The organism is Kribbella hippodromi, assembly GCF_039531045.1.
In the GTDB taxonomy this organism is placed as follows: domain Bacteria; phylum Actinomycetota; class Actinomycetes; order Propionibacteriales; family Kribbellaceae; genus Kribbella; species Kribbella hippodromi.
The window spans coordinates 389,213-412,900 of sequence record NZ_BAAAPH010000003.1 but is presented as its reverse complement, the minus strand read 5'-3'; the positions used below and the strand labels follow the sequence as shown (position 1 = coordinate 412,900).

Below are 23,688 nucleotides of genomic sequence, written 5' to 3'. Positions count from 1 at the left end.
CGACTTCGGCGTCGTCGGCGACCTGCACAAGGTCCTCCCAACCGCCACCGAAGAAGTCACCAAACGCAAGTCCTGACCACAGGTTTCCCCGACAGCCCGGCCCGATCCACGACCGAGCCGGGCTGTCTTCTGCCCGGGTGCGGGCGGTTAGCATGCGCGGGTGCGGATTTGGGTCAGTGGGGCGCGGGGGAAGCTGGGTGCGGAGGTCTGCCGGCAACTGCTGGCCGCCGGGCATGAGGTGGTCGAGGCGGACCGCACCGGACCCGACCCGATCGACCTGATGGACCGGGACGCGGTCGCCCGCTCGATGTCCGGGTCAGCGGCCGGGTCGGCGTCGGGGTCGGCGGCCGGCTCAGCGGGTGCTGTGGATGCGATTGTGCACTGTGCGGGGATCGCGAGTCCGGAGAACATCGAGCCGGTGGACCTCCTCGAGGCGAACGCGATCACCACGTTCAACGCGCTCGAGGAAGCCTGGAAACTGGGTGTACGGACGGCGGTGCTCGCCTCCAGCGGTTCGATCTACGGCACCGCATGGTCGCCCGAAGAGATCGGTACGCCGTCGGTGCCGGTCGACGAGGACAGTGAGCTGCGGTACGTCGACCCGTACGCGCTGACCAAGGATGTGCTCGAGCGGATGGGCCAGCTGTACGCGCGTCGCGGCGTACAGGTCACCGCGTTGCGCTTCCACTGGATTCTCACGCCGGCCGAGGTCCGCGAGTACATCGCCGAGGCGCCGCCGGAGGAGAACCGCCGCAACCTCTGGGGCTACGTCGACCTCGCCGAGGCGGCCCGGGCCTGCGTGCTGTCGCTGGAACCGCGCACCCACGACCGCTACGCCGCCCTCCTCATCGCCGCCGAAGACACCGGCCGCCACGAGCCCACCACCGAACTCCTGGCCCGCCACTCACCCGAAACCCACCTCACCACCGACCTCCCCGCCCACACCTCCCTCTACAACTGCACCCGCGCCGCCCAAACCATCACCTGGACCCACCACTCCACGTGGCGCCACCCCTGACCCTGCTCGCGGGTGGCCGGTTGTTTTGCCGCTGGCGGGTTGTAGGGCGCCAGCGGTCACATAAGGCGTCAGTCGTGGGGCCAGACCGGACGGCGGGAGTCCACGCCGGTGCCGTAGTCGGGGTCGCTGCCGCGGACCATCAGCCAGGCTTCGGTTGGCTGGGCTCGATACAGGCGGAGGTCTGCGGTGCCGGACAGTTCAGCAGCCCCGTACGAGCGCAGTTCCGGGTAGCGCGCCGCGAACAGGGCAGCGCTCTGTTCCAGTTCGTCCGCGGGTACTTCAGCCGCGTACGCCCTGAAGTAGACAGCTGATCCGCCGCCGATCGGAACACTGGAGTCGAAGATCGCGATGCTGACGTCCGGCCGCGCGGCCAGGTTGCGGGAGTGCGCCGCCTGCGGGGAGGACGCCCAGTAGAACGCGTCGTGCCCGTCCGGCGTGAAGTACACCGGGGTCACCCACGGGAGGCCGGCCGCGTCCACCGTACCGAGGGTGAGGTACTTGTTGGCTTCGATGACCGCCGCGGCGCGCTGGTCGAGGATTTCCTGTGTCATGGGGACAGCATCCCCGGGAAGCGGGAACATCCGGGGCGGACATACCCTTGAAACCGTTATGACTTCCTCTGACCGTCGCACGGTGTATCTGGACCATGCCGCGACGACACCGATGCTCCCGGCCGCGATCGAGGCGATGACTCGTCACCTCGGCCGCACCGGCAACGCGTCGTCCCTGCACGGCTCCGGCCGGGCGGCCCGGCGGACCGTCGAGGAAGCCCGCGAGTCGATCGCCGCGGCGCTGGGTGCGCAGCCGAGCGAGATCGTGTTCACCTCAGGGGGTACGGAGGCGGACAACCTCGCGCTGAAGGGCCTGTGGTGGTCCCGGCTGGCCGAGGACCCGCGCCGCCGCCGGATTCTGCTGAGCGGCATCGAGCACCACGCCGTCCTGGACCCGGCGGTCTGGCTGGCGCAGCATGAGCAGGCCGAGCTGGAGTGGCTTCCGGTCGACGAGCTCGGTCGGGTACGGCCTGAGGATGTGCGCCGGGCGATCGAGAGCGACCCGGAGAGCGTGTCCTTCGTCACGCTGATGATGGCGAACAACGAGGTAGGCACGCTCCAGCCGGTCCGCGAGGTCGCTGCGATCGCGGCCGAGTACGCGATCCCCGTCCACACCGACGCGGTCCAGGCGGTCGGGCAGATACCGGTGGACTTCGGCGACCTCGGGGTGGACGCGATGACGGTGTCGGCGCACAAGGTCGGCGGTCCGTACGGCATCGGCGCGCTCGTTGTCCACAAGGAGACGAAGCTGACGCCGATCCTGCACGGCGGCGGGCAGGAGCGCGACGTCCGGTCCGGCACGCTGGACGCGCCCGCGACCGCTGGGTTCGCGGTGGCCGTGGAGCATGCGGTCAAGCATCAGGAGGACGAGGGGCGCCGGCTGGCCGAGCTGCGGGACAGCCTGGTCGAGGGCATCACCAGTACGGTCCCCGGCGCCAAGCTGTCCGGCGACCCGGTCGGCCGCTTGCCGGGTAACGCACACTTGTCCTTCAGCGGCTGTGAGGGCGACTCGCTGCTGCTGTTGCTCGACGCGCGGGGGATCGAGGTCTCCACCGGGTCGGCGTGCAACGCCGGAGTCGCCGAGCCCAGCCATGTACTGCTGGCGATGGGCTACGACGACCAGCGTGCTCGTGGCTCACTGCGGTTCAGCCTCGGGCACACGAGTACGCGCGCGGACATCGACGCCGTACTGGACGCGATCGGACCGGTAGTGGAGCGGGCGAAGTCCGCTGGTTTGCAGAACGTAGGAAGGAACAGCTGATGCGGGTACTCGCAGCCATGTCCGGTGGAGTGGACTCCGCCGTGGCGGCCGCGCGGATGGCCGAGGCCGGGCACGACGTGACCGGAGTGCACCTGGCCCTCAGCCGGAACCCGAAGTCGTACCGCAGCGGCGCCCGTGGCTGCTGCACGATCGAGGACTCCCGGGACGCGCGCCGGGCCGCGGACGTGATCGGCATCCCGTTCTACGTCTGGGACCTGGCCGAGCGGTTCCACGCGGACGTGGTGGAGGACTTCGTCAGCGAGTACGCGGCCGGGCGTACGCCGAACCCGTGTCTGCGCTGCAACGAGAAGGTCAAGTTCAGTGCCGTACTGGAGCGGGCGCTGGCGCTCGGCTTCGACGCGGTCGCGACCGGGCACTACGCGCGGATCGTGGACACTCCGTCGGGCGCGCGTGAGTTGCACCGGGCGGTGGACCCGGCGAAGGACCAGTCGTACGTACTCGGGGTGCTGACGCAGGAGCAGCTGGCGCACGCGTACTTCCCGCTCGGCGACACGGTCAAGACGGAGATCCGCGCTGAGGCCGAGCGGCGTGGGCTGTCGGTGGCCGCCAAGCCGGACAGTCACGACATCTGCTTCATTGCTGACGGCAACACTCCCGGGTTCCTCAGCGAGCAGTTGGGCGATGCGCCGGGTGACATCGTCGACGCGCAGGGCAACAAGCTCGGTGAGCACCAGGGCACACACGGGTTCACCATCGGTCAGCGAAAGGGCCTGCGGATCGGTACACCGGCTGCGGACGGCAAGCCGCGGTTCGTACTGGACATCAGCCCGGTGGATCGTACTGTCACCGTCGGCTCGCGTGCGGAGCTCGCCGTAGAGCGGTTGACCGCGTCGAAGCCGCGCTGGTGCGGTCCTGCGCCGACTGGTCGGCTGGATGCCAAGGCGCAGCTGCGGGCGCACGGGGATGAGGTGTCGGTGGCTGCGTGGCTGGACGGCGACCAGGTGCAGGTGGAGTTCACTGAGCCGACGGCGGCAGTGGCGCCTGGACAAGCGGTTGTGCTGTACGACGGCACCCGTGTGATTGGCTCCGCCACGATTGACTCGGTTCAGCGCGTTACAGCTGCCGTATGACGACCACTGGTCTTGGATCCGTTCCCGGCGATGACATCCGGGAGTGGATGCGCGCAGTACTCGAGCTGGTGGACATCCCGTTCCTACCGGAGCTGCCGGCGCGCCCGTACGGGGACATGCTGAGTCGGAGCATCGCAGTACTCACTGAGCTGGCTGCTGATCTGCAGCCGGTTGGGTGGCGGCTGACTGGTGGCGGTGACGCGCGCGCGAGTCTGGACCAGCGGCGGGCGCGGGCATTGCTGAAAGAGGACTTGGACGTACTGGAGGAGTACTGCGCCGGCTATGAGGGGCCGCTGAAGGTACAGGTCACTGGTCCGTGGACGCTGGCTGCGACGGTGGAGCGGCCGCGGGGTGACAAGGTGCTGGCTGATCACGGTGCGCGGCGTGATCTGGCGCAGGCGTTGGCTGCGGGTGTGGAAGAGCATCTGGCTGAAGTACGTAAGCGCGTACCGGGTGCTGACGTGCTGTTGCAGGTGGATGAGCCTGGACTGCCTGCAGTACTTGCTGGTGTGGTGCCGACTGCTTCTGGGTGGAGTAAGCATCGGTCTGTTGACGGACCGGGTGCTGTGGAGTTGTTGAGTCTGTTGACGTCCGCTGCGCCAACGGTTGTGCACTGCTGTGCGGCTCGGCCGCCGATTGAGGTGTTCACCAAGGCTGGTGCCGCGGGGGTTGCTGTGGACGTTTCGCTGCTCAACAGCGCGGCTTGGGATCAGGTGGCTGTTGCTGTTGAGGCTGGGACCACCGTGTACGCCGGGCTGGTGGCGACGACTGGTGCTGTGCCGGAGAAGGAGCGGGCGGCTCGGCCGCTCATTCAGCGCTGGCGGGAGCTTGGTCTGGACCCTGAGCTGATGAAGCAGGTCGTGATCACTCCTGCCTGCGGGCTGGCCGCCTCCCCGTCACCACGCGACGCCAGAGCCCGCCTGAACCTCCTCCGAGCCATCGCCGAAGTAGTAGGCGACGCCGCCGAAGCCTGAACGGCACACGGGCCGCGGCCGCCGACGGCCAGGCACCCGCCACCCCCGCCGCCGGAGGCGGCGTTCTGTGCGCCGGAAATGTCGGTGGCGCGGCACCCGCCACTCCCGCCGCCGGAGGCGGCGTTCTGTTCACCGGAATTGTCGGTGGGCGGCGGTAAGTTCTTCTTATGAGTACGGAGGAAACCGAGGGTGCGCCGCCGGAGGTGCGGGAGCGGCATGCTGCGCTGAGCAAGCAGATCGAGGACCATCGCGCGCGGTACTACCTGTCCAGTCCGATCATCTCGGACGCCGACTTCGACGCGCTGATGCACGAGTTGCAGGGCCTCGAAGAGCAGTACCCGGAGCTTCGTACGCCGGACTCGCCGACGCAGAAGGTCGGCGCCCCGATCTCGACCCTGTTCACGCCGGTGCAGCACCCGATGCGGATGGAGAGCCTCGGGAACGCGTTCTCCGCCGAGCAGATGGAGGCCTGGGCGAAGCGGCTGGAGCGTGAGGTCACCGTCCGGCAGATCCACGACAGCGGTTTCCTCTGCGAGCTCAAGGTGGACGGCCTCGCCCTCGACCTGGTGTACGAGAACGGCAAGCTGGTCAGCGGAGCGACCCGTGGTGACGGCCGCACCGGCGAGGACGTCACGCCCAACGTACGTACGATCAAAAGCATCCCGAACGAGCTGAACGGCACCGATCTGCCGACGTTCCTCGAGGTACGCGGCGAGGTGTACTTCCGGGTCGAGGACTTCGAGGAGCTGAACGCCCAGCTGGTGGAGGCCGGCAAGGACGTCTTCTCGAACCCGCGGAACAGCGCCGCCGGGTCGCTGCGCCAGAAAGATCCACGGGTCTCGGCCGGCCGCCCGTTGCGCTTCGTCGTGCACGGTCTCGGCAAGGTCGAGGGTCATCACATCGGCCGGCTTTCCGAGGCGTACGACCAGCTGAAGGCGTGGGGCCTGCCGGTCAGCGACCGCGCCCGCCGGGTCGGCACGCTCGACGAGGTGAACGAGTTCATCGCGTACTACGGCGAGAACCGGCATTCGGTGGATCACGAGATCGACGGTGTGGTGGTGAAGGTCGACGAGGTCGATCTGCAGCGGGCGCTGGGTTCGACGTCGAGTGCGCCGCGCTGGGCGATCGCGTACAAGTACCCGCCGGAAGAGGTGAACACCAAGCTGATCGAGATCGAGGTGAACGTCGGCCGTACTGGCCGGGTCACCCCGTTCGCCCACATGGAACCGGTCCGGGTGGCCGGGTCCACGGTCGAGTACGCGACGCTCCACAACGCCAAGGAAGTTGCCCGCAAGGATGTCCGGCCGGGCGACACCGTCGTGCTGCGGAAGGCCGGCGACGTCATCCCCGAGGTGCTTGGGCCGGTTGTCGACCTGCGGCCGGAAGGGCTGCCGTCGTGGGAGATGCCGACGCGCTGCCCGTGGTGCGATACGCGGCTGGCGCCCGCGAAGGAGTCCGACGTCGACATCCGCTGCCCGAACTCGCAGTACTGCCAGGGCCAGCTGCGGGAGCGGTTGTTTTATCTGGCCGGGCGGTCCGCGTTCGACATCGAAGGGCTCGGGTTCAAGGCCGCCGACGCCCTGATCCGGGACGGGCTGATCGCCGACGAAGGTGATCTGTTCGCGCTGACCGAGGATCAGCTGGCCGGGAGCGCGTTCTTCACCACGAAGGCCGGGGCCCTGTCCGCGAACGCGCGGAAACTGGTGGCCAACCTCGAAGAAGCCAAGACGAAACCGTTGTCGCGGGCGCTGGTCGCGCTGTCGATCCGGCACGTCGGGCCGACCGCCGCGGTCGCGCTGACCGAGGTGTACGACAACATCGACGATGTCCGGGCGGCAAGCGAGGAGCAGCTGGCCGAGATCGAAGGCGTCGGGCCGACCATCGCGCAGGCGATGATCGAGTGGTTCCAGGTGCCGTGGCATCAGGCGATCGTGGACAAGTGGCAGGCGTCCGGCGTGGTGATGCGCGAGGAGCGCACCGGGCCGACGCTGCCGCAGACGCTGGTCGGGCAGTCGGTGGTGGTCACCGGGACGGTCGAGGGGTTCAGCCGGGACGAGGCGACCGAGGCGATCGTCGGACGGGGCGGGAAGGTGGCCGGCTCGGTGTCGAAGAAGACGTCGTTCGTGGTGGTCGGTGACTCACCGGGGTCGAAGTACGACAAGGCGGTGCAGCTCGGCGTACCGATCCTGGACGCCGCCGGATTCCGGGTCCTGCTGGACGACGGCCCCGAGGCGGCGGCCGCGGTGGCAACCACCCCGGCGGCGGGTGACGCCTGAGGAATTCTGGGCTGACTTCGCGCTGGACGGATCCGGCGGCAAAGCTGAGCCGTCGGACTGTTAACTTTGCACGTCGAGACGTGGGTCAGAAGGAGCAAGATATGACGACGCCGCCGCAGGGACCATGGGGTCCTGGGCAGCCGGGGGGCCAGCCAGGCGGGCAGCACGGGGGACAGGGCGGCCAGCCGCCCCAAGGCGGTAGCCAACCGCCGCACAGTGGTGGCCAGCCGCCCCAGGGCGGTGGGCAGCCGCCTCAGGGCGATGGGCAGCCGCAGCAAGGTGGGTGGCAGCAGCCGCCGGCCCAGGGTGGTTGGGGCCAGCCTCCGCAGCAGCCGCAGCCAGGCCAGCAGGGCCAGCAGCCTCAGCAGGGCCAGCAGCCGCAGCAGGGTGGTGGCTGGGGACAGCCGCCGTCGCGCACCCAGGACCAGCCCGGCCACCAGCAGCCCGGTCAGCAGCAGCCTGGTCAGCAGCAGCCCGGTCAGCAGGGTGGCTGGGGGCAGCCCCCGCAGGGTGGTGCGTACCAGCAGCAGGCGTGGGGTCAGCGTCAGCAGCAGGGCGGCTGGCACCAGCAGCAGGGTCAGCCCGGCCAGCAGCCCTGGCAGCAGGGTGGCCTGGGCGGTCCAGGCGGTCCCGGCAGCTCCAAGGGCCCCGGTGGCATCCCCAAGGACAAGCTCCCACTGGTGATCGGCGGTGGCGTCGCGGGCATCGTGGTGATCGCCCTTCTGGTTTTCCTCGGCATCCGCGCATTCGGCGGTGACGACACCCCGACGTCCCAGCCGAGCACCACGACCAGTGAGCCGACGGACGGCCCGTCCAGCGGCGGCGGTCAGAACGGCCAGCTCGGCAACGCGACCGGACAGGCCAAGACGGCGACCGAGAAGTTGCAGGGCAGCGGCTTCGGCTGCAGCGATCTGTTCAACACCAGTCAGGGCGCGCACCGCGGCTGCTTCAAGTACGACAACAGCACGAAGGCCCAGGCCATCTTCCAGTTCCAGTCCGACGGCACCATTCTCGCGATCCGGTTCGAGTCGCAGAACTCCGACAACATCAACAACGCCCAGGTCGTCTTCGACCAGATCCTGCAGGCGGTCGGCAACGACACGTTCGGCGGCGACCAGGTGAAGAAGGTCCAGGACGCGGTGAAGTCGGGCCAGAAGTCGGAGAAGGTTGGCAGTACCTGGGGCGAGTTCGAGCTCCGGAACGACGGCGACACGGTCCGGCTGTCGGGCGCGAAGTCCGGTGAGGACTCGCTGGACATCCCGCCGAAGCAGTTCGACACCCAGAAGCCGCAGCTGATCGGTGCCTTGAAGGCGAAGGGGTACGTCTGCACGAGCTCCTGCACCAAGGAGTCGGGCAACTCCAGCTACCAGCGGGTGTACTTCTACGCCAGCGACGGCCAGGGCATCAAGGTGCTGCAGATGAGCTCGTCGGGGAGCCCGAGCGACGTGAAGCGGACGATGCCGACCGTGCTGAACGACGCGTTCGGTGCGATCAAGGGCGGTGACGTCGCGGCGCTGAAGTCGTACATCCAGGCGCACAACGACGGCAAGTCGTACGCTTCTTATGTGGCCGGCTGGCGGGTCGAGATCCGGGGCAACAACTCGGACACCTACGCCTCGCAGCAGATCGAGATCACGTACGAGTCGTTCTACGTCTGACAGTTGCTGGGCAGGGTACGGAGGCTGGATGAAGTTCCCCCGGGAGAAGCGGGAGCAGCGGACGGTGGTGACGCCACCGCCCGAGGCCGTCCAGCGCGTCGACGGTGGTGGGCCGTGGGGTCCCACCCAGTTCGACCTCCCGGACCGGAACGGCAGCAACAGCCAGGCGATCCTGATCGTGGTCCTGGTCGGCGTCGTGGTGCTGCTGATCATCGCCGCGCTGTGGGCGTTCGCCTACTTCCAGTTCACCTGAGTCAGCCCGAAGCCCCCGCTGGATCGATGCGATCGAGCGGGGGCTTCGCTGTTGCTGTCAGGCGATCAAGCAGGTGGGTCAGGCGGTGGCGCGGATGGTGACCGCGAGTGAGGCCAGGTAGGACAGCCGGGCGACTTCGGAGCCGAGGAACTCGGGTCCGCCGCGACGGCCGATGACCAGGATCCGCTGCCCGGACTCCAGCGGCGCGGCCACCAGCACCGACTCGGACAGCCCCTTGTGCTCCGGGGCTTCCAGCGTGCTGGCCTTCTCCATCGGTATCCACCGGCCGGCCACATCGCCGAACTCGGGGGTCGCGCTGGTCTCGAGCGCGACCTTCACCTCGCTGCCGGTCCCGTCCAGCAAGGCGGCCCAGTCCGCGTGCAGTACGGCCGGTGACTGCTCGACCAGGATGTCGATCGCGTCCGCGGGAGCTGAGGTCATCTGCTCGACGGCTTCGAGGTCCATGTGCAGTCCGCCACCGGCACCGTACCGGGAGAACCAGATGACCTCGACGTCGTCCACGCTGTTGCAGGCGGAGACGAGGCGGTCGGGCAGTACGCCGGGTGGCAGGTCGACCACGATGTCGTCGACGGCGGTGCCGTTCTCCCGCCGGTGTTCGACGATTTCGATCGCGTGGATGTCGGCGTTCACCTCACCGAGGGCGGTGGCGACCGTACCCAGCGATCCGGGCCGGTCCGGGATGATCAAGCGCAGCAGGAACACCGAACGATCATCTCCCAGCCGATCACCTTGCGCGTAACGCCCTGTCGCCGCCCATGTTACAGAGCGGTAGGGACAGACACGCCCGCCCATCTCATCGAGTAGTTGTCCACAGCTTCGGGGACGGGAAATGCAGCTGTCACATCCGGCCCACTAAGCTGACGTACGTCATGTGGCTGCATGACCTACGGATACTGCACGCATTGGATCAGTTCATGCCATCGATTACCCGCGAAGAGGTCGCGCACCTGGCGCGACTGGCGCGGATCGAGCTCTCCGACACCGAGCTCGACCACCTAGCGCCGCAGCTCGACCAGATCATCACCCTGGTCGGGCAGGTCAGCCAGGTGGCGGCGGAAGACATTCCGCCGACCTCGCACGCCCTGCCGCTGACCAACGTGATGCGCGCCGACGAGAACGTCCCGTGCCTCACCCCCGAGCAGGCGCTCTCCGGCGCGCCGGCCGCGGAGGAGCAGCGTTTCCGGGTGCCGCGGATCCTGGAGGAGGACTGATGACCGACCTGACCAGGAAGACCGCCGCCGAGCTGGCGGAGCTGATGACGTCCGGGCAGGCCAGTTCGGTGGAGATCACCCAGGCCCACCTGGACCGGATCGCCGCCGTCGACGGTGACGTCCGCGCGTTCCTGCACGTGGACACCGAAGGCGCGCTGGCGCAGGCGAAGGCGGTCGACGGCAAGCGTGCGGCCGGCGAGCAGCTGGCGCCGCTGGCCGGGGTTCCGCTGGCGCTGAAGGACGTGCTGACCCAGGAGGGCGTGCCGACCACGGCCGGCTCGAAGATCCTCGAGGGCTGGAAACCGCCGTACGACTCGACGGTCGTCAAGCGGCTGAAGGCGGCCGGGATCGTGATCCTCGGCAAGACCAACATGGACGAGTTCGCAATGGGCTCCTCCACCGAGAACTCGGCGTACGGCACCACCCACAACCCGTGGGACCTGGGCCGCATCCCGGGCGGTTCCGGCGGCGGTTCGTCGGCGGCCATCGCGGCGTACGAGGCACCGCTCGCGATCGGCACCGACACCGGCGGCTCGATCCGTCAGCCAGGTGCTTTCACCGGCACCGTCGGCGTCAAGCCGACCTACGGCGGCACCTCGCGGTACGGGCTGATCGCGCTGGCGTCCTCGCTGGACACGCCCGGCCCGTGCGCGCGGACGACGCTCGACGCCGCGCTGCTGCACGAGGCGATCGCCGGGTACGACCCGATGGACTCCACCTCGATCAACCAGGATGTCCCGCCGGTGGTCGCGGCGGCGCGCAACGGTGACGTGGCCGGCCTGCGCATCGGTGTGGTCAAGGAGCTCGGCGGCGAGGGGTACCAGCCGGGTGTCGAGGCGCGGTTCCACGAAGCGGTCGAGCTGCTCACCAAGCTCGGCGCCGAAGTGGTCGAGGTCTCCTGCCCGCACTTCCAGTACGCCCTGCCGGCGTACTACCTGATCCTGCCGAGCGAGGCCTCGTCCAACCTGGCCAAGTTCGACGCGATGCGGTACGGGCTGCGCGTCGGCGACGACGGTGAGAACAGCGCCGAGAAGGTGACCAGCCTGAGCCGCGAAGCCGGGTTCGGCGCGGAGGTGAAGCGCCGCATCATCCTCGGCACGCACGCCCTTTCCAGCGGGTACTACGACGCGTACTACGGTCAGGCCCAGAAGGTGCGGACGCTGATCGCCCGCGATTTCGCGAACGCGTACGAGCAGGTCGACGTCCTGGTTTCGCCGGCCACGCCGACGACCGCGTTCCCGATCGGCGACCGGATCGACGACCCGATCGCCATGTACAAGAACGACCTCTGCACGATCCCAGCCAACCTGGCCGGCAACGCGGCCGCGTCCTTCCCGTGCGGCCTCGCCGACGAGGACGGCCTGCCGGTCGGCTTCCACGTGATGGCGCCGGTGATGCGTGACGACCTGTGCTACCAGGTCGGTGCCGCGCTCGAGTCGGCGCTGGCCGAGCAGTGGGGTGGCGTGCTGATGACCAAGGCTCCGGAGCTGGGGGTGACCCGATGACTGCTGCTGTTCTCGAGATCGACGATGCGCTGGCGCAGTACGACCCGGTCATGGGCCTTGAGGTCCATGTCGAGCTGAACACCAGGTCGAAGATGTTCTGCGGCTGCCCGACCGAGTTCGGCGCGCCGCCGAACACCCAGACCTGCCCGGTCTGCCTCGGCCTGCCCGGCGCGCTGCCGGTGGTGAACGCACGGGCGGTCGAGTCCGCGATCAAGATCGGCCTCGCGCTGAACTGCGAGATCGCCGAGTGGTGCCGGTTCGCCCGGAAGAACTACTTCTACCCGGACATGCCGAAGAACTTCCAGACCTCGCAGTACGACGAGCCGATCGCGTACAACGGCTGGACCGAGGTCGTCGTCGACGGTGAGACGTACCGGATCGACATCGAGCGCGCGCACATGGAGGAGGACACCGGCAAGTCCACCCACATCGGTGGCGCGACCGGCCGGATTCACGGCGCCTCGCACTCGCTGGTCGACTACAACCGGGCCGGGATCCCGCTGATCGAGATCGTCACCAAGACGATCGAGGTCCCGGGCGACAAGGCCGCGGCGGTGGCCCGGGCGTACGTGAGTATGCTCCGCGACCTGCTGTTCTCGCTGGGCGTCTCCGATGTCCGGATGGATCAGGGTTCGCTGCGCTGCGACGCGAACGTTTCGCTGAAGCCGAGCGGGTCGTCGACGCTGGGTACCCGGACCGAGACCAAGAACGTGAACTCGTTCCGTTCGGTCGAGCGCGCGGTGACGTACGAGATCACCCGGCAGGCGGCCGTGCTGTCGGCCGGCGGGAAGATCCTGCAGGAGACCCGGCACTGGCACGAGGACACCGGCATCACCACGTCCGGCCGGGAGAAGTCCGACGCCGACGACTACCGGTACTTCCCGGAGCCCGACCTGGTGCCGGTCGCGCCGTCGCGGGAGTGGGTCGAGGAACTGCGCGCGACCCTGCCCGAGGCGCCGTCGCTGCGGCGGGCGCGGCTGCAGGAGGAGTGGGGTTTCACCGACCTCGAGATGCGCGACGTGGTGAACGGCAACGCGCTCGAGCCGATCGTCGCTACCGTCGAGCTCGGGGTGAGCGCGGCGGCCGCGAAGAAGTGGTGGCTGGGTGAGCTGGCCCGCGCGGCGAACGAGTCCGGTCAGGAGCTGGACGCGCTCGGGGTCGGCCCGGCCGAGGTCGCCGAAGTGCAGAAGCTCGTCGACGAAGGCACGCTGAACGACAAGCTCGCGCGGCAGGTGTTCGAGGGTCTGCTCGCCGGTGAAGGCACGCCGGCCGAGATCATCGAGAAGCGCGGCCTGGCGCTGGTGTCGGACGACTCTGCCCTGATCGAGGCGATCGAACGCGCGATCGCGGCAAACCCGGACGTGGTCGAAAAGGTCAACTCCGGCAAACCAGCCGCCGCCGGCGCCCTGATCGGCGCCGTCATGAAGGACATGCGAGGCCAAGCCGACGCCGCCAAAGTCCGCCAACTCCTGAACGAAAAACTCGGCATCTAACCCCTCCCCATCTCAGGGGCCAGCCCCTCAGCTGACGGGTTGGCCCCTGGGATTCTGGCGGCCGAACCCACCGTCTCAGGGGTCAGCCCCTCGGCTGGTGGGTTGGCCCCTGGGATTCTGGCGGCCGAACCCACCGGGTGAGGGGCTGGCCCCTGAGATGGTTACGCGGCGTTCTTGTGTGGGTGGGTGGGCGTTGGGGTGGGGGCTTCGGCGATGACGGTGCGTTCGACGCGGCCGTCGTCCAGGTCCGATGCGTCGGCGAGGAGGGTTTGCGCGACTGACAGCTCGTCGGCCGGGCAGCGCACCTCGTAGTACGTCGGCACGGTCTCGGTGCTGACGAGCTCGGGGCGATTGCGGTTCAGTCCGCGAAACAGGCTCCAGAGCAGGCCGACGATGGCCCCGTACACGAACCCCCACAACACCACCGCGAAGCTGCTCAGGGTTGTCGCGGCAACAAGAGTCACAAAGACAGCCGCGAGTACGCCGACCAGCGCGCCTTGCAGTGCACCGACTGCCGTGAGCCGCACCACCGGTACCACCCTGCGTCTGCTCGCCTGCCTGAGGCCGGCGCCGACGATGTCCAGGCTCGTCGCGTCCATCCCGTAGCTTCTCAAATACTCAACTGTCCGCTGAGCATCCGGATAGCTGTTCACTGCTGCGATCACACTGCTGGGGACGCCAGACGCCTGGCCGGTCGGCATACCGATCTCCTCCTTGGGTCGGGTGGGTTCCTTCCACATGTACCAGACGACCGAAGGACTGAAACGGTTGGCAGGTCAGGAGGTGCTCAGGGTCACCCGCAGAATCCGGTCGTCACCGGTCCGCGGCTGACCGCGCCCGTCGGTGTTGGACGTGGTCACCCACAACGACCCGTCCGGCGCGGGTTCGACCGTCCGCAACCGCCCGTACTGGTTGGTGAAAAACGCCCGCGGCTCACCAATTCGCTTGCCATTGGCAACGGGTATCACCCACAGCCGCTGGCCGCGCAACGCCGCCATCACCACGTACCCCTTGCTGATCGCGATCCCGGACGGTGACGCGTCCGCGGTCTTCCACTGTGCGATCGGGTCGGTCATCCCGTCCAGGTGGCTGATTCCTTCCGCGGCCGGCCAGCCGTAGTCCGCGCCCGGAGTGATCACATTCAGTTCGTCCCAGGTGCTCTGCCCGAACTCGGACGCGTACAACTGACTCCCGTCGAACGCCAGCCCCTGCACGTTCCGGTGCCCCTTGGTGATCCACACCCGCCCGCCCGGATTCCCCGGCGCGGCCTTCCCCTCGGTGGTGATGCGCAGGATCTTCCCGCCCAGCGACCCGTCATCCTGCGAGTTCGGCCGCTCGGCACCATCACCCGTACCCGCGTACAAGTAGCCATCCGGCCCGAACCGCAACCGCCCGCCGTTGTGAATAGCCGCCGCCGGAATCCCGTCCAGTATCACCTGCTGATCCGACAGTTTCCCGTCCTGGTACGTGATGCGCGCGATCCGGTTGTCGTTCTGCCCGGAGTAATAAACGTAGATGTACGGCCGCCCCGGATACCCCGGATCCACCGCCAGCCCCAGCAACCCACCTTCCGAGGAGGTCTTCACCCCCTCAACCTTCCCCACCTCACTGGCCCGCCCCCCGACAACCCGCACCACCCGAGCACTGTCCCGCTCAGTAACCAACGCACTCTTATCCGGCAAAAACCCCAGCCCCCAAGGCACCTCCAACCCCGAAACCACAGTCCCCACCACCGCCAACTTCACGTTCCCAACCGGCGCCACCGCCGTCGAGCTCGCAGGCGAAGCCCCAGAACCCCCAGGAGCCGCCTCCGAGCACCCACTCACCAACGCCAACGCGGTTACCATGACCGCCGCCCGCCCCTTGGCCATTCAGCTGCCCCAGGTTGGGCGGAGGGGGAAGTGGGAGTTGCCTCGGGCGTCTGGTTTGGTGGCCAGGACTTGGTGGAGCTGGATGGTGTTGTGTTCGAAGCCGGCTCGGCTGGCGGAGAGGTAGAGGCCCCAGATCTTGGCGGTGGGGTGGCCTACTTCGGCTACTGCTTCGTCCCAGTGGGTGACCAGGTTTTCGTTCCAGGCGGCCAGGGTGAGGGCGTAGTGTTCGCGCAGGTTTTCCTCGTGCCGGACCTCGAAGCCGGCGTCCTGGGCTTCGGAGATGATGCGGCCGGAGCCGATCAGTTCGCCGTCGGGGAAGATGTAGCGGTCGATGAAGGCGCCGGTGTTGCGGAAGTGGTTGTCCGGCCGGGTGATGCAGTGGTTGAGCAGCCGGCCGCCGGGTTTCAGCCGGTCGTGCAGGAAGCCGAAGTACGACGGGTAGTTGCGTACGCCGATGTGTTCGGTCAACCCGATCGAGCTGATCGCGTCGAAGTCGCGCTCGGGTACGTCGCGGTAGTCCAGGTACCGCACTTCGGCCAGCTCTTCGAGGCCTTCGCGCTTGATCGCCGCGGAAGCCCATTCGGCCTGTGCCGCGGACAGGGTCACGCCCAGCGCCTTCACGCCGTACTCGCGGGCCGCGTGCCGGACCATGCCGCCCCAGCCGCAGCCGACGTCGAGCAACCGCATCCCCGGCTTCAGATCGAGCTTGCGCGCGACCAGGTCGTACTTCTCGAACTGCGCTTCCTCCAGCGACGCGCCGGCGTGCGGATAAACCGCGCACGTGTACGTCATCGACGGCCCGAGCACCCACTCGTAGAACGTGTTCGACACGTCGTAGTGATGATGGATCGCGGACTTGTCCCGCGCCTTGGAGTGCCGCAGCCCTTCGAACGTACGCCGCCACTTCGGCAAGTGTTCTTGCGGCGGCGGAGGCGGTGGCTTCAAGTGGTTCCACCCGAGCCCGCGGATGATCCGCAGCGCCTCGGCCGCGCGTGGCCGGTGAAAGTGGAACTGGTCAAGGATCAACCGCATCAGCTCGTACGGGTTGCCCGGATGTACTCCGGTGATCTCCAAATCACCCATCACGTACGCGCGCACCATGCCGAGATCGCCCGGCGCGGTGAGGATGTACGACAGGCCGCGCTCGGAGGCCAGATGCATATGGATCGGCGAATCCTCCGGCCCGGCGGCGCTGCCGTCGTACGCCGTGAACCGGAACGGCAGGCCGTCCGGGAGGACCGTCGTGAGGGCTTCGGCGATCGATACCTGAGTCGCCAGCGTCGTCATCGGCGCGTCACCGCCTTTTCGTAGAGCCCGGTCAGCCGGGCGTTGGGGTCGTAGCGTTGTTTCACCGCGGTCAGGGCCGGCACGTTGTAGAGCCGGTCGAAGGTCTCTCGGTCGTAGTACGCGTCGGAGTACAGCGACTTGTGCCCGCCGAACTCCGTCACCGCCGCCTCGATGCGCCGATTGACGTCGCCGTCCGCGGCGCCGGGGGCGATCGGTACGGTGCCCCAGAAACCGACGTTCACGTACGTCTCGCCGGGCGCCAGCGGGTACAGCGGCCAGGACTCGGCCCCGCGCAGCCGCAGCGGGCACAGCCAGACCGGCCGCATCCCGACCTCGGCGTCGAACCAGCGCAGGAACTCGGCCAGCCGGCTGACCGGGATTTCCACATCCTGGACGACACGTTCACGATCCGGCCGGCCGCGGCGCCGGTTCAGCCGGGCCGCGTACTGATGCCGGTTCTCGAAGCCGACGATCTTGTGGAAAACGTCGCTGCGCCGCCACCGGCTCGGCCACAGCCTGCGCACCAGCGGCTGCTGCGCGCCGAACGCGGCCGAGCACCAGAACCAGTCGGTGTCCCAGCGCCAGAGATAGTCATGCGCGGTGAGAAAGTCCTGCTGCCGCTGCTGGATCGAGCGGTAGTAGATCTGCTGACCGGTGTACTTGCTGGTCCGCACCGCCGCGTCACTGTTCCGGCCGAGCGTCAAGTACGCCTCCGCCGGGCTGAATGCGACGCCGTCAACGAAGTGCACCGGCTCACCGTCGTACATGCCGTCGGCAACGATCGCTTCGATGGCCGGAGCCAGCTCGTCCAGTCCGAGGCGTACGTGCCGCAACGCCACGTACGGCGAGATCTTGTCCAGCTCGATCCGCAGCCGGGTCGCGTACCCAAGGGTGCCGTACGAGTTCGGGAACATCCGGAACAGGTCGGCGTACTCGCCGGCCGGCCGCGCCGTGACCAGCTCGCCCGCGCCGGTGAGGATGTCCAATTCGAGCACCGACTCGTGCGGCAGCCCGGCGCGGAACGAGGACGATTCGATGCCGAGGCCGGTCACCGCGCCGCCGAGCGTGATCGTCTTCAGCTGTGGTACGACCATCGGGGTCAGCCCGTACGGCAGGGTCGCGGCGACCAGGTCCTCGTACGTGCACATGCCCTGGACGTCGGCGGTCCGCGCGGCCGGATCGACCGCGATCACGCCGGTCAGGTTCGACACGTCCAGGCCCGGCGTGTCGACGGCCGTGCGCGGGCGGAACAGGTTCGAACTGCGCTTCGCGAGCCGTACGGGGGCACCTGGCGGGATGCGCTGATAGGACTCCCGCAGCCGCCCGACGGCCTGATCGTGAGCGAGCGTGGCCGCAACATCCGATGTCGAAGGCACCGATCCAGAGTACGACGGTGCTCACGGTCTGGCACGGGAGTTCAAACTGTCGGAGCGGCCGAGTAGGTTCGTTCCATGGCTGATGTGGTGAAGGCATGGCTCCCCTGGGCGGACCCGGACGGGTTCCTCGGCGGCGTCCCCGCGGGCTTCGACGTGGAGGTGTACTCGGGCGCCGAGCGGCCGAAGTCGCTCGCCGAGGTCGAGTTCTACGTGCCCAGTTACATGGGCGGCGGTGACGTGTTCGACATCGTCCGGGAGATGCCCGCGCTGAAGGTCGTCCAGCTGCAGACCGCCGGGTTCGAGAACGTTCAGTCCCGGGTCGCCGACGATGTGACGCTGTGCAATGCGCGGGGCGTCCACGACGCGTCCACGGCTGAGCTGGCGGTCGGGCTGATCCTCGCCTCGTACCGGCGGCTGCCGCGGGCCGTCCGCGACCAGGAGCGGCAGGTCTGGCCGGGGTCGTACGACCAGGTCGACGACTCGCTGGCCGACCGGACCGTGCTGATCCTCGGGTACGGCGCGATCGGCGAAGCGCTCGAGCGCCGGCTGACCGGGTTCGAGTGTGAGGTGATCCGGGTCGCGCGGCGGGCGCGGGACGGCGTACACCCCTTCACCGAGCTGCCGGAGCTGCTGCCGCGAGCGGACGTGGTCGTGCTGCTGACACCGGCGACGCCGGAAACGACGCGGATGGTGGACGCGAAGTTCCTGGCCCAGCTGAAGGACGGGGCGCTGCTGGTGAATGTCGCTCGTGGTGTCGTGGTGGACACGCAGGCGTTGCTGGCCGAGCTCGGGACGGGCCGGATCAGCGCCGCGCTGGACGTGACCGATCCCGAGCCGTTGCCGACCGGACATCCGCTGTGGTCTGCTCCGAACGTACTGATCAATCCGCATCGCGGTGGTGCCTCGACGGCGTTCGCGCCGCGGGTGGCGCGGCTGGTGCGCGCGCAGCTGGCGCGGTACGCGTCGGGGGAGCCGTTGATCAATGTAGTAGCCGGGCCGCCGAGGTAGGGAGGACAACGATGTCCGAGGCAGTGTTGCTGATCGGGACCAAGAAGGGCCTGTGGATCGGCCGGAGCGATGCCGGCCGCCGGGAGTGGCGGCTGGACGGGCCGGTGCCGGAGTTCGAGATGCAGGGTGTGTACGCGGTCGGCGTCGACACCCGCGGCGAGCGACCACGGCTGTTCGTCGGCGGCACGAGTGAGCACTGGGGGCCGGCGGTCTTCCACTCCGACGACCTCGGCGCGACCTGGGCCGAGCCGCCGGAGGGCTCGATCGGGTTCCCGGCCGACGCCGGCGCGTCGCTCGAGCGGGTCTGGCAGATCCAGCCCGCGCCGGCCGACCAGCCAGGCGTCGTGTACGCCGGGTCGCAACCGTCCGCGTTGTGGAAGTCCACCGACGGGGGAGTGACGTTCGAGCTGGTCCGCGGCCTGTGGGATCACCCGCACCGGACCGAATGGGACGCCGGTTTCGGCGGGCAGGCCGTCCACACCGTGCTGCCGCATGCGACCGACCCGGACCGGCTCAGCGTGGCGATGTCGACCGGTGGTGTCTATCAGACGAGTGATGGCGGAGCGACCTGGGCGCCCGCGAACCACGGCATCAAGGCGTACTTCATGCCCGATCCCGACCCGGAGTTCGGCCAGTGCGTGCACAAGCTGGCGGGGCATCCGGACGTACCCGAACGGATGTTCGCGCAGAATCACCATGGTGTGTACCGGTCGGATGACGGCGGGGCGATCTGGAAGTCGATCGCGGACGGGCTGCCGTCGGACTTCGGGTTCCCGATCGTCGTGCATCCGCACGAGCCGGAGACCGTGTACGTGTTTCCGCTGATCGCGGACGGGAATCGGGTTCCGCCCGACGCGAAGTGCCGGGTGTACCGGTCGCGGGATGCCGGTTCGACGTGGGAAGCGTTGACGGCTGGGTTGCCGGACGTGTCGTACGTGCCGGTGCTGCGGGATGCGATGACCACCGATACCGCTGATCCGGCGGGGGTTTACGTGGGGACACGGGACGGATGTGTGTACGCGAGCGCGGACGCGGGCGATACGTGGACCGAGGTTGCGCGGCATCTGCCCGACATCCTCACCGTGCGCGCCGCGGTCGTGTGACGGCGTTCTTGTGATGACGGTGCGATGCGTGATGGTGGTGGTGTGATGGGTGGGGAGCAGGCGGCGGTTTCGCGGGTTGTGGTGCGGTTGCCTACTGTGCTGCGGCCGTTCGCGGGTGACGTGGACCGGGTTGAGGTTGAGGTCGTGGGTGATGGCGGGGCGACTGTTGCCGGGGTGTTCGCGGCGCTGGAGCTGCAGCACCCGGCGTTGCGGCGCCGGCTGACCGATGAGCAGGGTGCTGTCCGGCGACATGTGAACATCTACCTCGGCAACGACAACATCCGCGACCTGTCCGGCCTCCAGACCCCGCTGTCGGCAGGCGACGAGCTCCTGATCCTCCCCAGCGTCGCCGGCGGCTGACAACCGCTCGTCGGCAGTCGAAGTCGAACGCGACTACCCCGCGGTCGAGGTGTGCGGGCTGTCCGCCACCGGCGCCGCGGGAGGAGGCTCCTGCTGGCGACAAAATAGGTGGGGGTTCCGCGGTTGGCCGGGCTAGCGTCTGGTCGCATGAGTGACGTACTGCTCCTGACCGGTCCGTCAGGTTCGGGCAAGACGACCGTGGGCCGGTTGCTGGCGACCGGGGCGGCGCGACCGACGGTGCATGTGACGACCGACGAGTTCTTCCGCGCGATCCGGACCGGGTTCGTGGAACCGTACCTGCCCGGTGCGGAGCGGCAGAATGAGATTGTCGTGGATGCGATCGTGGCGGCGGTGGCGGTGTACGCACGCGGCGGGTACGACGTGGTGGTGGATGGGGTCATCGGCCCGTGGTTCCTCGGTCCGTACCGCCGGGCGGCTGTCGAAGGGCAGTGGACGATGTCGTACGTGGTGCTGCGCCCGGACCTGGCCACCACCCTCCGCCGCGGCCAGGCGCGCGGCGGTGTCGAGCTGACAGATGCTGAGGCCCTGACCGGCCTGCATGGTCAGTTCGCCGACCTCGGTGCACTGGAGTCGCACACCTTCGACACCACCACGCTGGACGCCGCCGAGACAGCCGCTGCCGTACGCAAAGCAGTTGCCGCAGGCACCTACCTGCTCAGTGCCTGAAGAGTCGCACCCCGGTCGGTGACCAGGTGATGTTGTTTTCGGCGCACGCGGCCGCGACTTCGGCCGAGCGAATCGACCCACCCGGCTCCGCGATATGCGCGACACCGAACCGCGCTGCCTCCTCGACGTTGTCGGTGAATGGCAACGCGCCGTCGGACACCATCGACACCCCCGTCAACGGTTCGGCCGATCGGCGCGACCACCACAGCAACGCCTTCTCACCGGCCAGCCGAGTACAGTCCACCCGCGACTGCTGCCCCGCCCCGATCCCGATCGCCATCCCGTCCTTCACCATCACCACGGTGTTCGATTGCGTATACCGGGCAACAATCATCCCCAGCAACAGATCCTGCCGCGCGCCGTCCGGCACCGCCGCGTCAAACTGATCGACGGCCAGCGGAATCGCATCCCGCTCCTGCACCAACCGCACCCCGTACACCTCGCGCACCTCTTCAGCCGGCGGTTCAAAGTCTGGATCGGCCTCCAGCACGAGATACGTACCGCGCTTCTTCGCCGCCAGAACCTCCACCACCCCCTCGCCGTACCCAGGCGCGATGATCCCGTCCGACACCACCCGCTTCAGTACGCCGGCCAGCTCGAGGTCCACCGGATGCGACACCGCGACGAAATCCCCGTACGACGACTTCGGGTCGGCGTCGCGCGCCCGTTCGTACGCGGCGGTGACTGTCTCACCCAGCGCGGCCCCGGCCGGTGACACGTGCTTGTACGAGGCGGCTGCTGGTACGCCGAACGCACGCGCTGCCTCGCGTACGAGCTGCCAACCGGTCAGTGCGTCGAGGAGATTGATGTACGACGGCTCGCCCGCGACCACCTTGAACGGTGGACTGCCGACGGGGGTGAACGAAGCAGCTTGGTGGGGATTCATTCCGTAGCGCAAATGCATCAGAAACCTCCGACGAAATCGGAGGCGCCCAGGCGGACGACGCCTTGCAGGTAACCCGCTCCCCGGTGGTACTCCACCCTCGCCAGTCGCGGTACCTCCACCCTACTTCCGCGCGCGGACCACCAGCAGGCGGGACTCGTCCGTCAGCGCCTCCCCGTGCCAGCCGCCGTCGATCTTCACGTCCGTGAAACCAGCGCGCCGGAGATCGGTCGTGATCTCGGCGGGGGAGCGGAAGTGCAGCACGTTCCGGTACACGGCGACGGTGCCGTCCGGGAAAACGTTGTGGGCGTCGAAGACCACCCGTCCGTCGGCGACCTCGATCAGGTCGAGCCACTCGCGGAGCCGGCCGACCGGTGTGTCGCGCTCGCCGTCCGTTGCCTCGCGCGTCCACTGCTCCCACGCGCGCGCCGCCGGGTGCCGTGACTCGAAGGCGATCATCCCGCCGGACCGCAGCGCCCCCGCAAGCGCACTCAGCGCCGGTACATGATCCGCCCCGCTCACATGCATCATGGTGTTTCCACTGCTGACCACGAGATCCACGTCCCCGCCCGGCTCGACCGCGCGATAGTCACCGTCGATCCAGCGAACCACATCCGCACCCGGCCGGCGGCGCGCGTATCCGAGCATCGTCGGACTCGGATCCACCCCGATCACCACCCGCCCAGGCGCAACCAGCGAACGCGTCAGCAGCCCGGTCCCACACCCGAAGTCCAGAACCTTCCGCGTACCAGCCGCGAGCGCCCGGTAGTACGCATGATCCTCCCCGGCCGGATTGTCCAAGTCGTACAGCCCCACCAACCGCACATCCCCGTACGCATCCGCATCCACGCCGAAACCCTAAGCCTGCCCCCTGAACTGAAGGGTTGCCCCCTGAGAATCCGAGGGGGCAACCCTTCAGCTCAGGGGGCAAGCCAATGCGGGCGGGGCGAGCGCCCGCATCGGCTTGGGGTGGGCGGGGTTACAGGGCGGAGACCCAGCCGTAGATGTTGCCGGGGCGGCCGGCGTTCTTGGCGCGCTTCGGGTCGAACGGGCCGTACTTGGAGACCTGGTTGTTCGCGTTGCCTTCGACCGTGGTGATGTAGCCGTTGGAGGCGACGGCGACCACGACGCCGGTGTGCACGCTGGTGTCGGTGTTCTGCGGGCCGGTGCCGTAGAGCACGATGTCGCCGGGCTGCATGCCGGTGTTGGTGGAGTGGGCGCGGCCCTTGTTCTGGCCCCACGTGTAGATGTCACCGGTGAAGCCGTAGTTGGGGATGTTGATGCCGGCCTGGCGCCAGGTCCAGGTGGCGAAGTGCGCGCACCAGGGTTCGCACGGGCCGTACGGGTTGCAGTTGCTGCCGGGCGGCGTCTCCTGCTGGCCGACTTCGCCGTTGGCGGCGTTCACGATCGTGGTCCTGGTGTCGGCGGCGCTGGCGGTCAGCGGGCCGGACAGAGCCACCGAGCTGAACAACGCGATCAGCACAGCGGCGAGCAGTAGCCGCAGAGATAACCGGGGGCGGGAGCACTGGGCGAGTCGCATGGGTCACTCCGATCTGGAGAGGGGGCGGTATAAAACTTTCAAGCGATCTCTCTAAACCAGTATGTGACTAACCAACGATGAACCACCATTACAGTGGTATTAATTCGCCGAAGGTCCACCCATAAGACAGTGGTCTCAAAGTACGAGACGCTGAGCCGTTGAACTTGACCCGATCGCCGTCTGTCGGCGAATAATGCCTACATGCGATCGATTCTCCTCGTACTTGTGCGGCGCGCCGACTGACGCGACCACTGAGTCGAG

At 68.3% G+C, this 23,688-nt stretch carries 23 protein-coding genes and 1 riboswitch; of the genes, 14 read left to right on the top strand and 9 right to left on the bottom strand.

The window, feature by feature from the left end:
- Positions 1–160 precede the first annotated feature (160 nt).
- Positions 161–1,018: an NAD-dependent epimerase/dehydratase family protein gene (locus tag ABD260_RS06885; protein ID WP_344232495.1), complete on the top strand. Its 858-nt coding sequence runs from the start codon at positions 161–163 to the stop codon at positions 1,016–1,018.
- A gap of 68 nt (positions 1,019–1,086) precedes the next feature.
- Here ABD260_RS06885 and ABD260_RS06880 read toward each other — a convergent pair whose 3' ends face one another.
- Complete coding sequence (locus tag ABD260_RS06880; protein WP_344232494.1) at positions 1,087–1,569, bottom strand: pyridoxamine 5'-phosphate oxidase family protein; 483 nt, start codon at positions 1,567–1,569, stop codon at positions 1,087–1,089.
- 58 nt (positions 1,570–1,627) lie between these two features.
- Between ABD260_RS06880 and ABD260_RS06875 the strand changes: the two genes are divergently transcribed.
- From ABD260_RS06875 to ABD260_RS06850, 6 genes are all read left to right on the top strand, one after another.
- Positions 1,628–2,830, top strand: coding sequence for a cysteine desulfurase family protein (locus ABD260_RS06875; RefSeq protein ID WP_344232493.1), 1,203 nt, complete (start codon positions 1,628–1,630; stop codon positions 2,828–2,830).
- Complete coding sequence (gene mnmA, locus ABD260_RS06870; RefSeq protein WP_344232492.1) at positions 2,830–3,921, top strand: tRNA 2-thiouridine(34) synthase MnmA; 1,092 nt, start codon at positions 2,830–2,832, stop codon at positions 3,919–3,921. The genes ABD260_RS06875 and mnmA overlap by 1 nt, the downstream gene beginning before the upstream one ends.
- Positions 3,918–4,895: a uroporphyrinogen decarboxylase/cobalamine-independent methonine synthase family protein gene (locus ABD260_RS06865; RefSeq protein ID WP_344232491.1), complete on the top strand. Its 978-nt coding sequence runs from the start codon at positions 3,918–3,920 to the stop codon at positions 4,893–4,895. The genes mnmA and ABD260_RS06865 overlap by 4 nt, the downstream gene beginning before the upstream one ends.
- A 167-nt stretch (positions 4,896–5,062) precedes the next feature.
- A complete protein-coding gene (gene ligA, locus ABD260_RS06860; protein ID WP_344232490.1) occupies positions 5,063–7,171 on the top strand; it encodes an NAD-dependent DNA ligase LigA in 2,109 nt (702 codons plus the stop codon).
- A 101-nt stretch (positions 7,172–7,272) separates the two neighbouring features.
- Positions 7,273–8,829 carry a hypothetical protein gene (locus ABD260_RS06855; protein WP_344232489.1) on the top strand — a complete coding sequence of 519 codons (1,557 nt, stop codon included), beginning with the start codon at positions 7,273–7,275 and terminating at the stop codon, positions 8,827–8,829.
- Positions 8,830–8,857: 28 nt separating this feature from the next.
- Positions 8,858–9,082 (top strand): hypothetical protein, encoded by a 225-nt coding sequence (locus tag ABD260_RS06850; protein WP_344232488.1) that lies wholly within the window; start codon positions 8,858–8,860, stop codon positions 9,080–9,082.
- A gap of 78 nt (positions 9,083–9,160) precedes the next feature.
- Here the strand turns inward: ABD260_RS06850 and ABD260_RS06845 are convergent, their stop codons facing one another.
- The gene (locus tag ABD260_RS06845) at positions 9,161–9,805 is read right to left on the bottom strand and encodes an ACT domain-containing protein (protein WP_344232487.1); all 645 of its coding nucleotides are present in this window, start codon (positions 9,803–9,805) and stop codon (positions 9,161–9,163) included.
- A 212-nt stretch (positions 9,806–10,017) separates the two neighbouring features.
- On the opposite strand from ABD260_RS06845, the gene gatC reads away from it, so the two are divergent.
- The 3 genes from gatC to gatB are packed head-to-tail and all read left to right on the top strand — an operon-like array spanning position 10,018 to position 13,312.
- Positions 10,018–10,314, top strand: a complete 297-nt coding sequence (gene gatC, locus ABD260_RS06840; RefSeq protein ID WP_344232486.1) for an Asp-tRNA(Asn)/Glu-tRNA(Gln) amidotransferase subunit GatC — start codon at positions 10,018–10,020, stop codon at positions 10,312–10,314.
- The gene (gatA, locus tag ABD260_RS06835; protein ID WP_344232485.1) at positions 10,314–11,819 is read left to right on the top strand and encodes an Asp-tRNA(Asn)/Glu-tRNA(Gln) amidotransferase subunit GatA; all 1,506 of its coding nucleotides are present in this window, start codon (positions 10,314–10,316) and stop codon (positions 11,817–11,819) included. Before gatC ends, gatA begins: the two co-directional genes overlap by 1 nt.
- Complete coding sequence (gene gatB / locus ABD260_RS06830; RefSeq protein ID WP_344232484.1) at positions 11,816–13,312, top strand: Asp-tRNA(Asn)/Glu-tRNA(Gln) amidotransferase subunit GatB; 1,497 nt, start codon at positions 11,816–11,818, stop codon at positions 13,310–13,312. Before gatA ends, gatB begins: the two co-directional genes overlap by 4 nt.
- A gap of 161 nt (positions 13,313–13,473) precedes the next feature.
- Here gatB and ABD260_RS06825 read toward each other — a convergent pair whose 3' ends face one another.
- The 4 genes from ABD260_RS06825 to ABD260_RS06810 all read right to left on the bottom strand — a co-directional run bounded on the left by ABD260_RS06825 (position 13,474) and on the right by ABD260_RS06810 (position 17,846).
- Positions 13,474–14,013, bottom strand: a complete 540-nt coding sequence (locus ABD260_RS06825) for a general stress protein (RefSeq protein ID WP_344232483.1) — start codon at positions 14,011–14,013, stop codon at positions 13,474–13,476.
- Positions 14,014–14,088: 75 nt separating this feature from the next.
- The gene (locus ABD260_RS06820; protein WP_344232482.1) at positions 14,089–15,159 is read right to left on the bottom strand and encodes a PQQ-dependent sugar dehydrogenase; all 1,071 of its coding nucleotides are present in this window, start codon (positions 15,157–15,159) and stop codon (positions 14,089–14,091) included.
- Positions 15,160–15,183: 24 nt separating this feature from the next.
- Positions 15,184–16,470, bottom strand: a complete 1,287-nt coding sequence (locus ABD260_RS06815; RefSeq protein ID WP_344232480.1) for a class I SAM-dependent methyltransferase — start codon at positions 16,468–16,470, stop codon at positions 15,184–15,186.
- A complete protein-coding gene (locus ABD260_RS06810; RefSeq protein WP_344232479.1) occupies positions 16,467–17,846 on the bottom strand; it encodes an FAD-binding oxidoreductase in 1,380 nt (459 codons plus the stop codon). Before ABD260_RS06810 ends, ABD260_RS06815 begins: the two co-directional genes overlap by 4 nt.
- Before the next feature lie 75 nt (positions 17,847–17,921).
- Between ABD260_RS06810 and ABD260_RS06805 the strand changes: the two genes are divergently transcribed.
- From ABD260_RS06805 to ABD260_RS06790, 4 genes are all read left to right on the top strand, one after another.
- Complete coding sequence (locus ABD260_RS06805; protein ID WP_344232478.1) at positions 17,922–18,854, top strand: 2-hydroxyacid dehydrogenase; 933 nt, start codon at positions 17,922–17,924, stop codon at positions 18,852–18,854.
- Positions 18,855–18,865: 11 nt separating this feature from the next.
- A complete protein-coding gene (locus ABD260_RS06800) occupies positions 18,866–19,957 on the top strand; it encodes a WD40/YVTN/BNR-like repeat-containing protein (protein WP_344232477.1) in 1,092 nt (363 codons plus the stop codon).
- Between the two features lie 24 nt (positions 19,958–19,981).
- Positions 19,982–20,317 carry a ubiquitin-like small modifier protein 1 gene (locus ABD260_RS06795; RefSeq protein WP_344232476.1) on the top strand — a complete coding sequence of 112 codons (336 nt, stop codon included), beginning with the start codon at positions 19,982–19,984 and terminating at the stop codon, positions 20,315–20,317.
- A gap of 147 nt (positions 20,318–20,464) precedes the next feature.
- The gene (locus ABD260_RS06790) at positions 20,465–21,004 is read left to right on the top strand and encodes a phosphotransferase-like protein (protein WP_344232475.1); all 540 of its coding nucleotides are present in this window, start codon (positions 20,465–20,467) and stop codon (positions 21,002–21,004) included.
- Here the strand turns inward: ABD260_RS06790 and ABD260_RS06785 are convergent.
- The 3 genes from ABD260_RS06785 to ABD260_RS06775 form a co-directional block, all read right to left on the bottom strand.
- Positions 20,994–21,908: a 5-aminoimidazole-4-carboxamide ribonucleotide transformylase gene (locus ABD260_RS06785; RefSeq protein WP_344232474.1), complete on the bottom strand. Its 915-nt coding sequence runs from the start codon at positions 21,906–21,908 to the stop codon at positions 20,994–20,996. The two genes, ABD260_RS06790 and ABD260_RS06785, sit on opposite strands and share 11 nt — an antisense overlap.
- Before the next feature lie 19 nt (positions 21,909–21,927).
- Positions 21,928–22,008: riboswitch (ZMP/ZTP riboswitch) on the bottom strand.
- Between the two features lie 2 nt (positions 22,009–22,010).
- Entirely contained in the window at positions 22,011–22,736 is a 726-nt protein-coding gene (locus ABD260_RS06780) for a class I SAM-dependent methyltransferase (RefSeq protein WP_344232473.1), read from the bottom strand.
- 130 nt (positions 22,737–22,866) lie between these two features.
- Positions 22,867–23,427 (bottom strand): CHAP domain-containing protein, encoded by a 561-nt coding sequence (locus ABD260_RS06775; RefSeq protein ID WP_344232472.1) that lies wholly within the window; start codon positions 23,425–23,427, stop codon positions 22,867–22,869.
- Positions 23,428–23,688 lie beyond the last annotated feature (261 nt).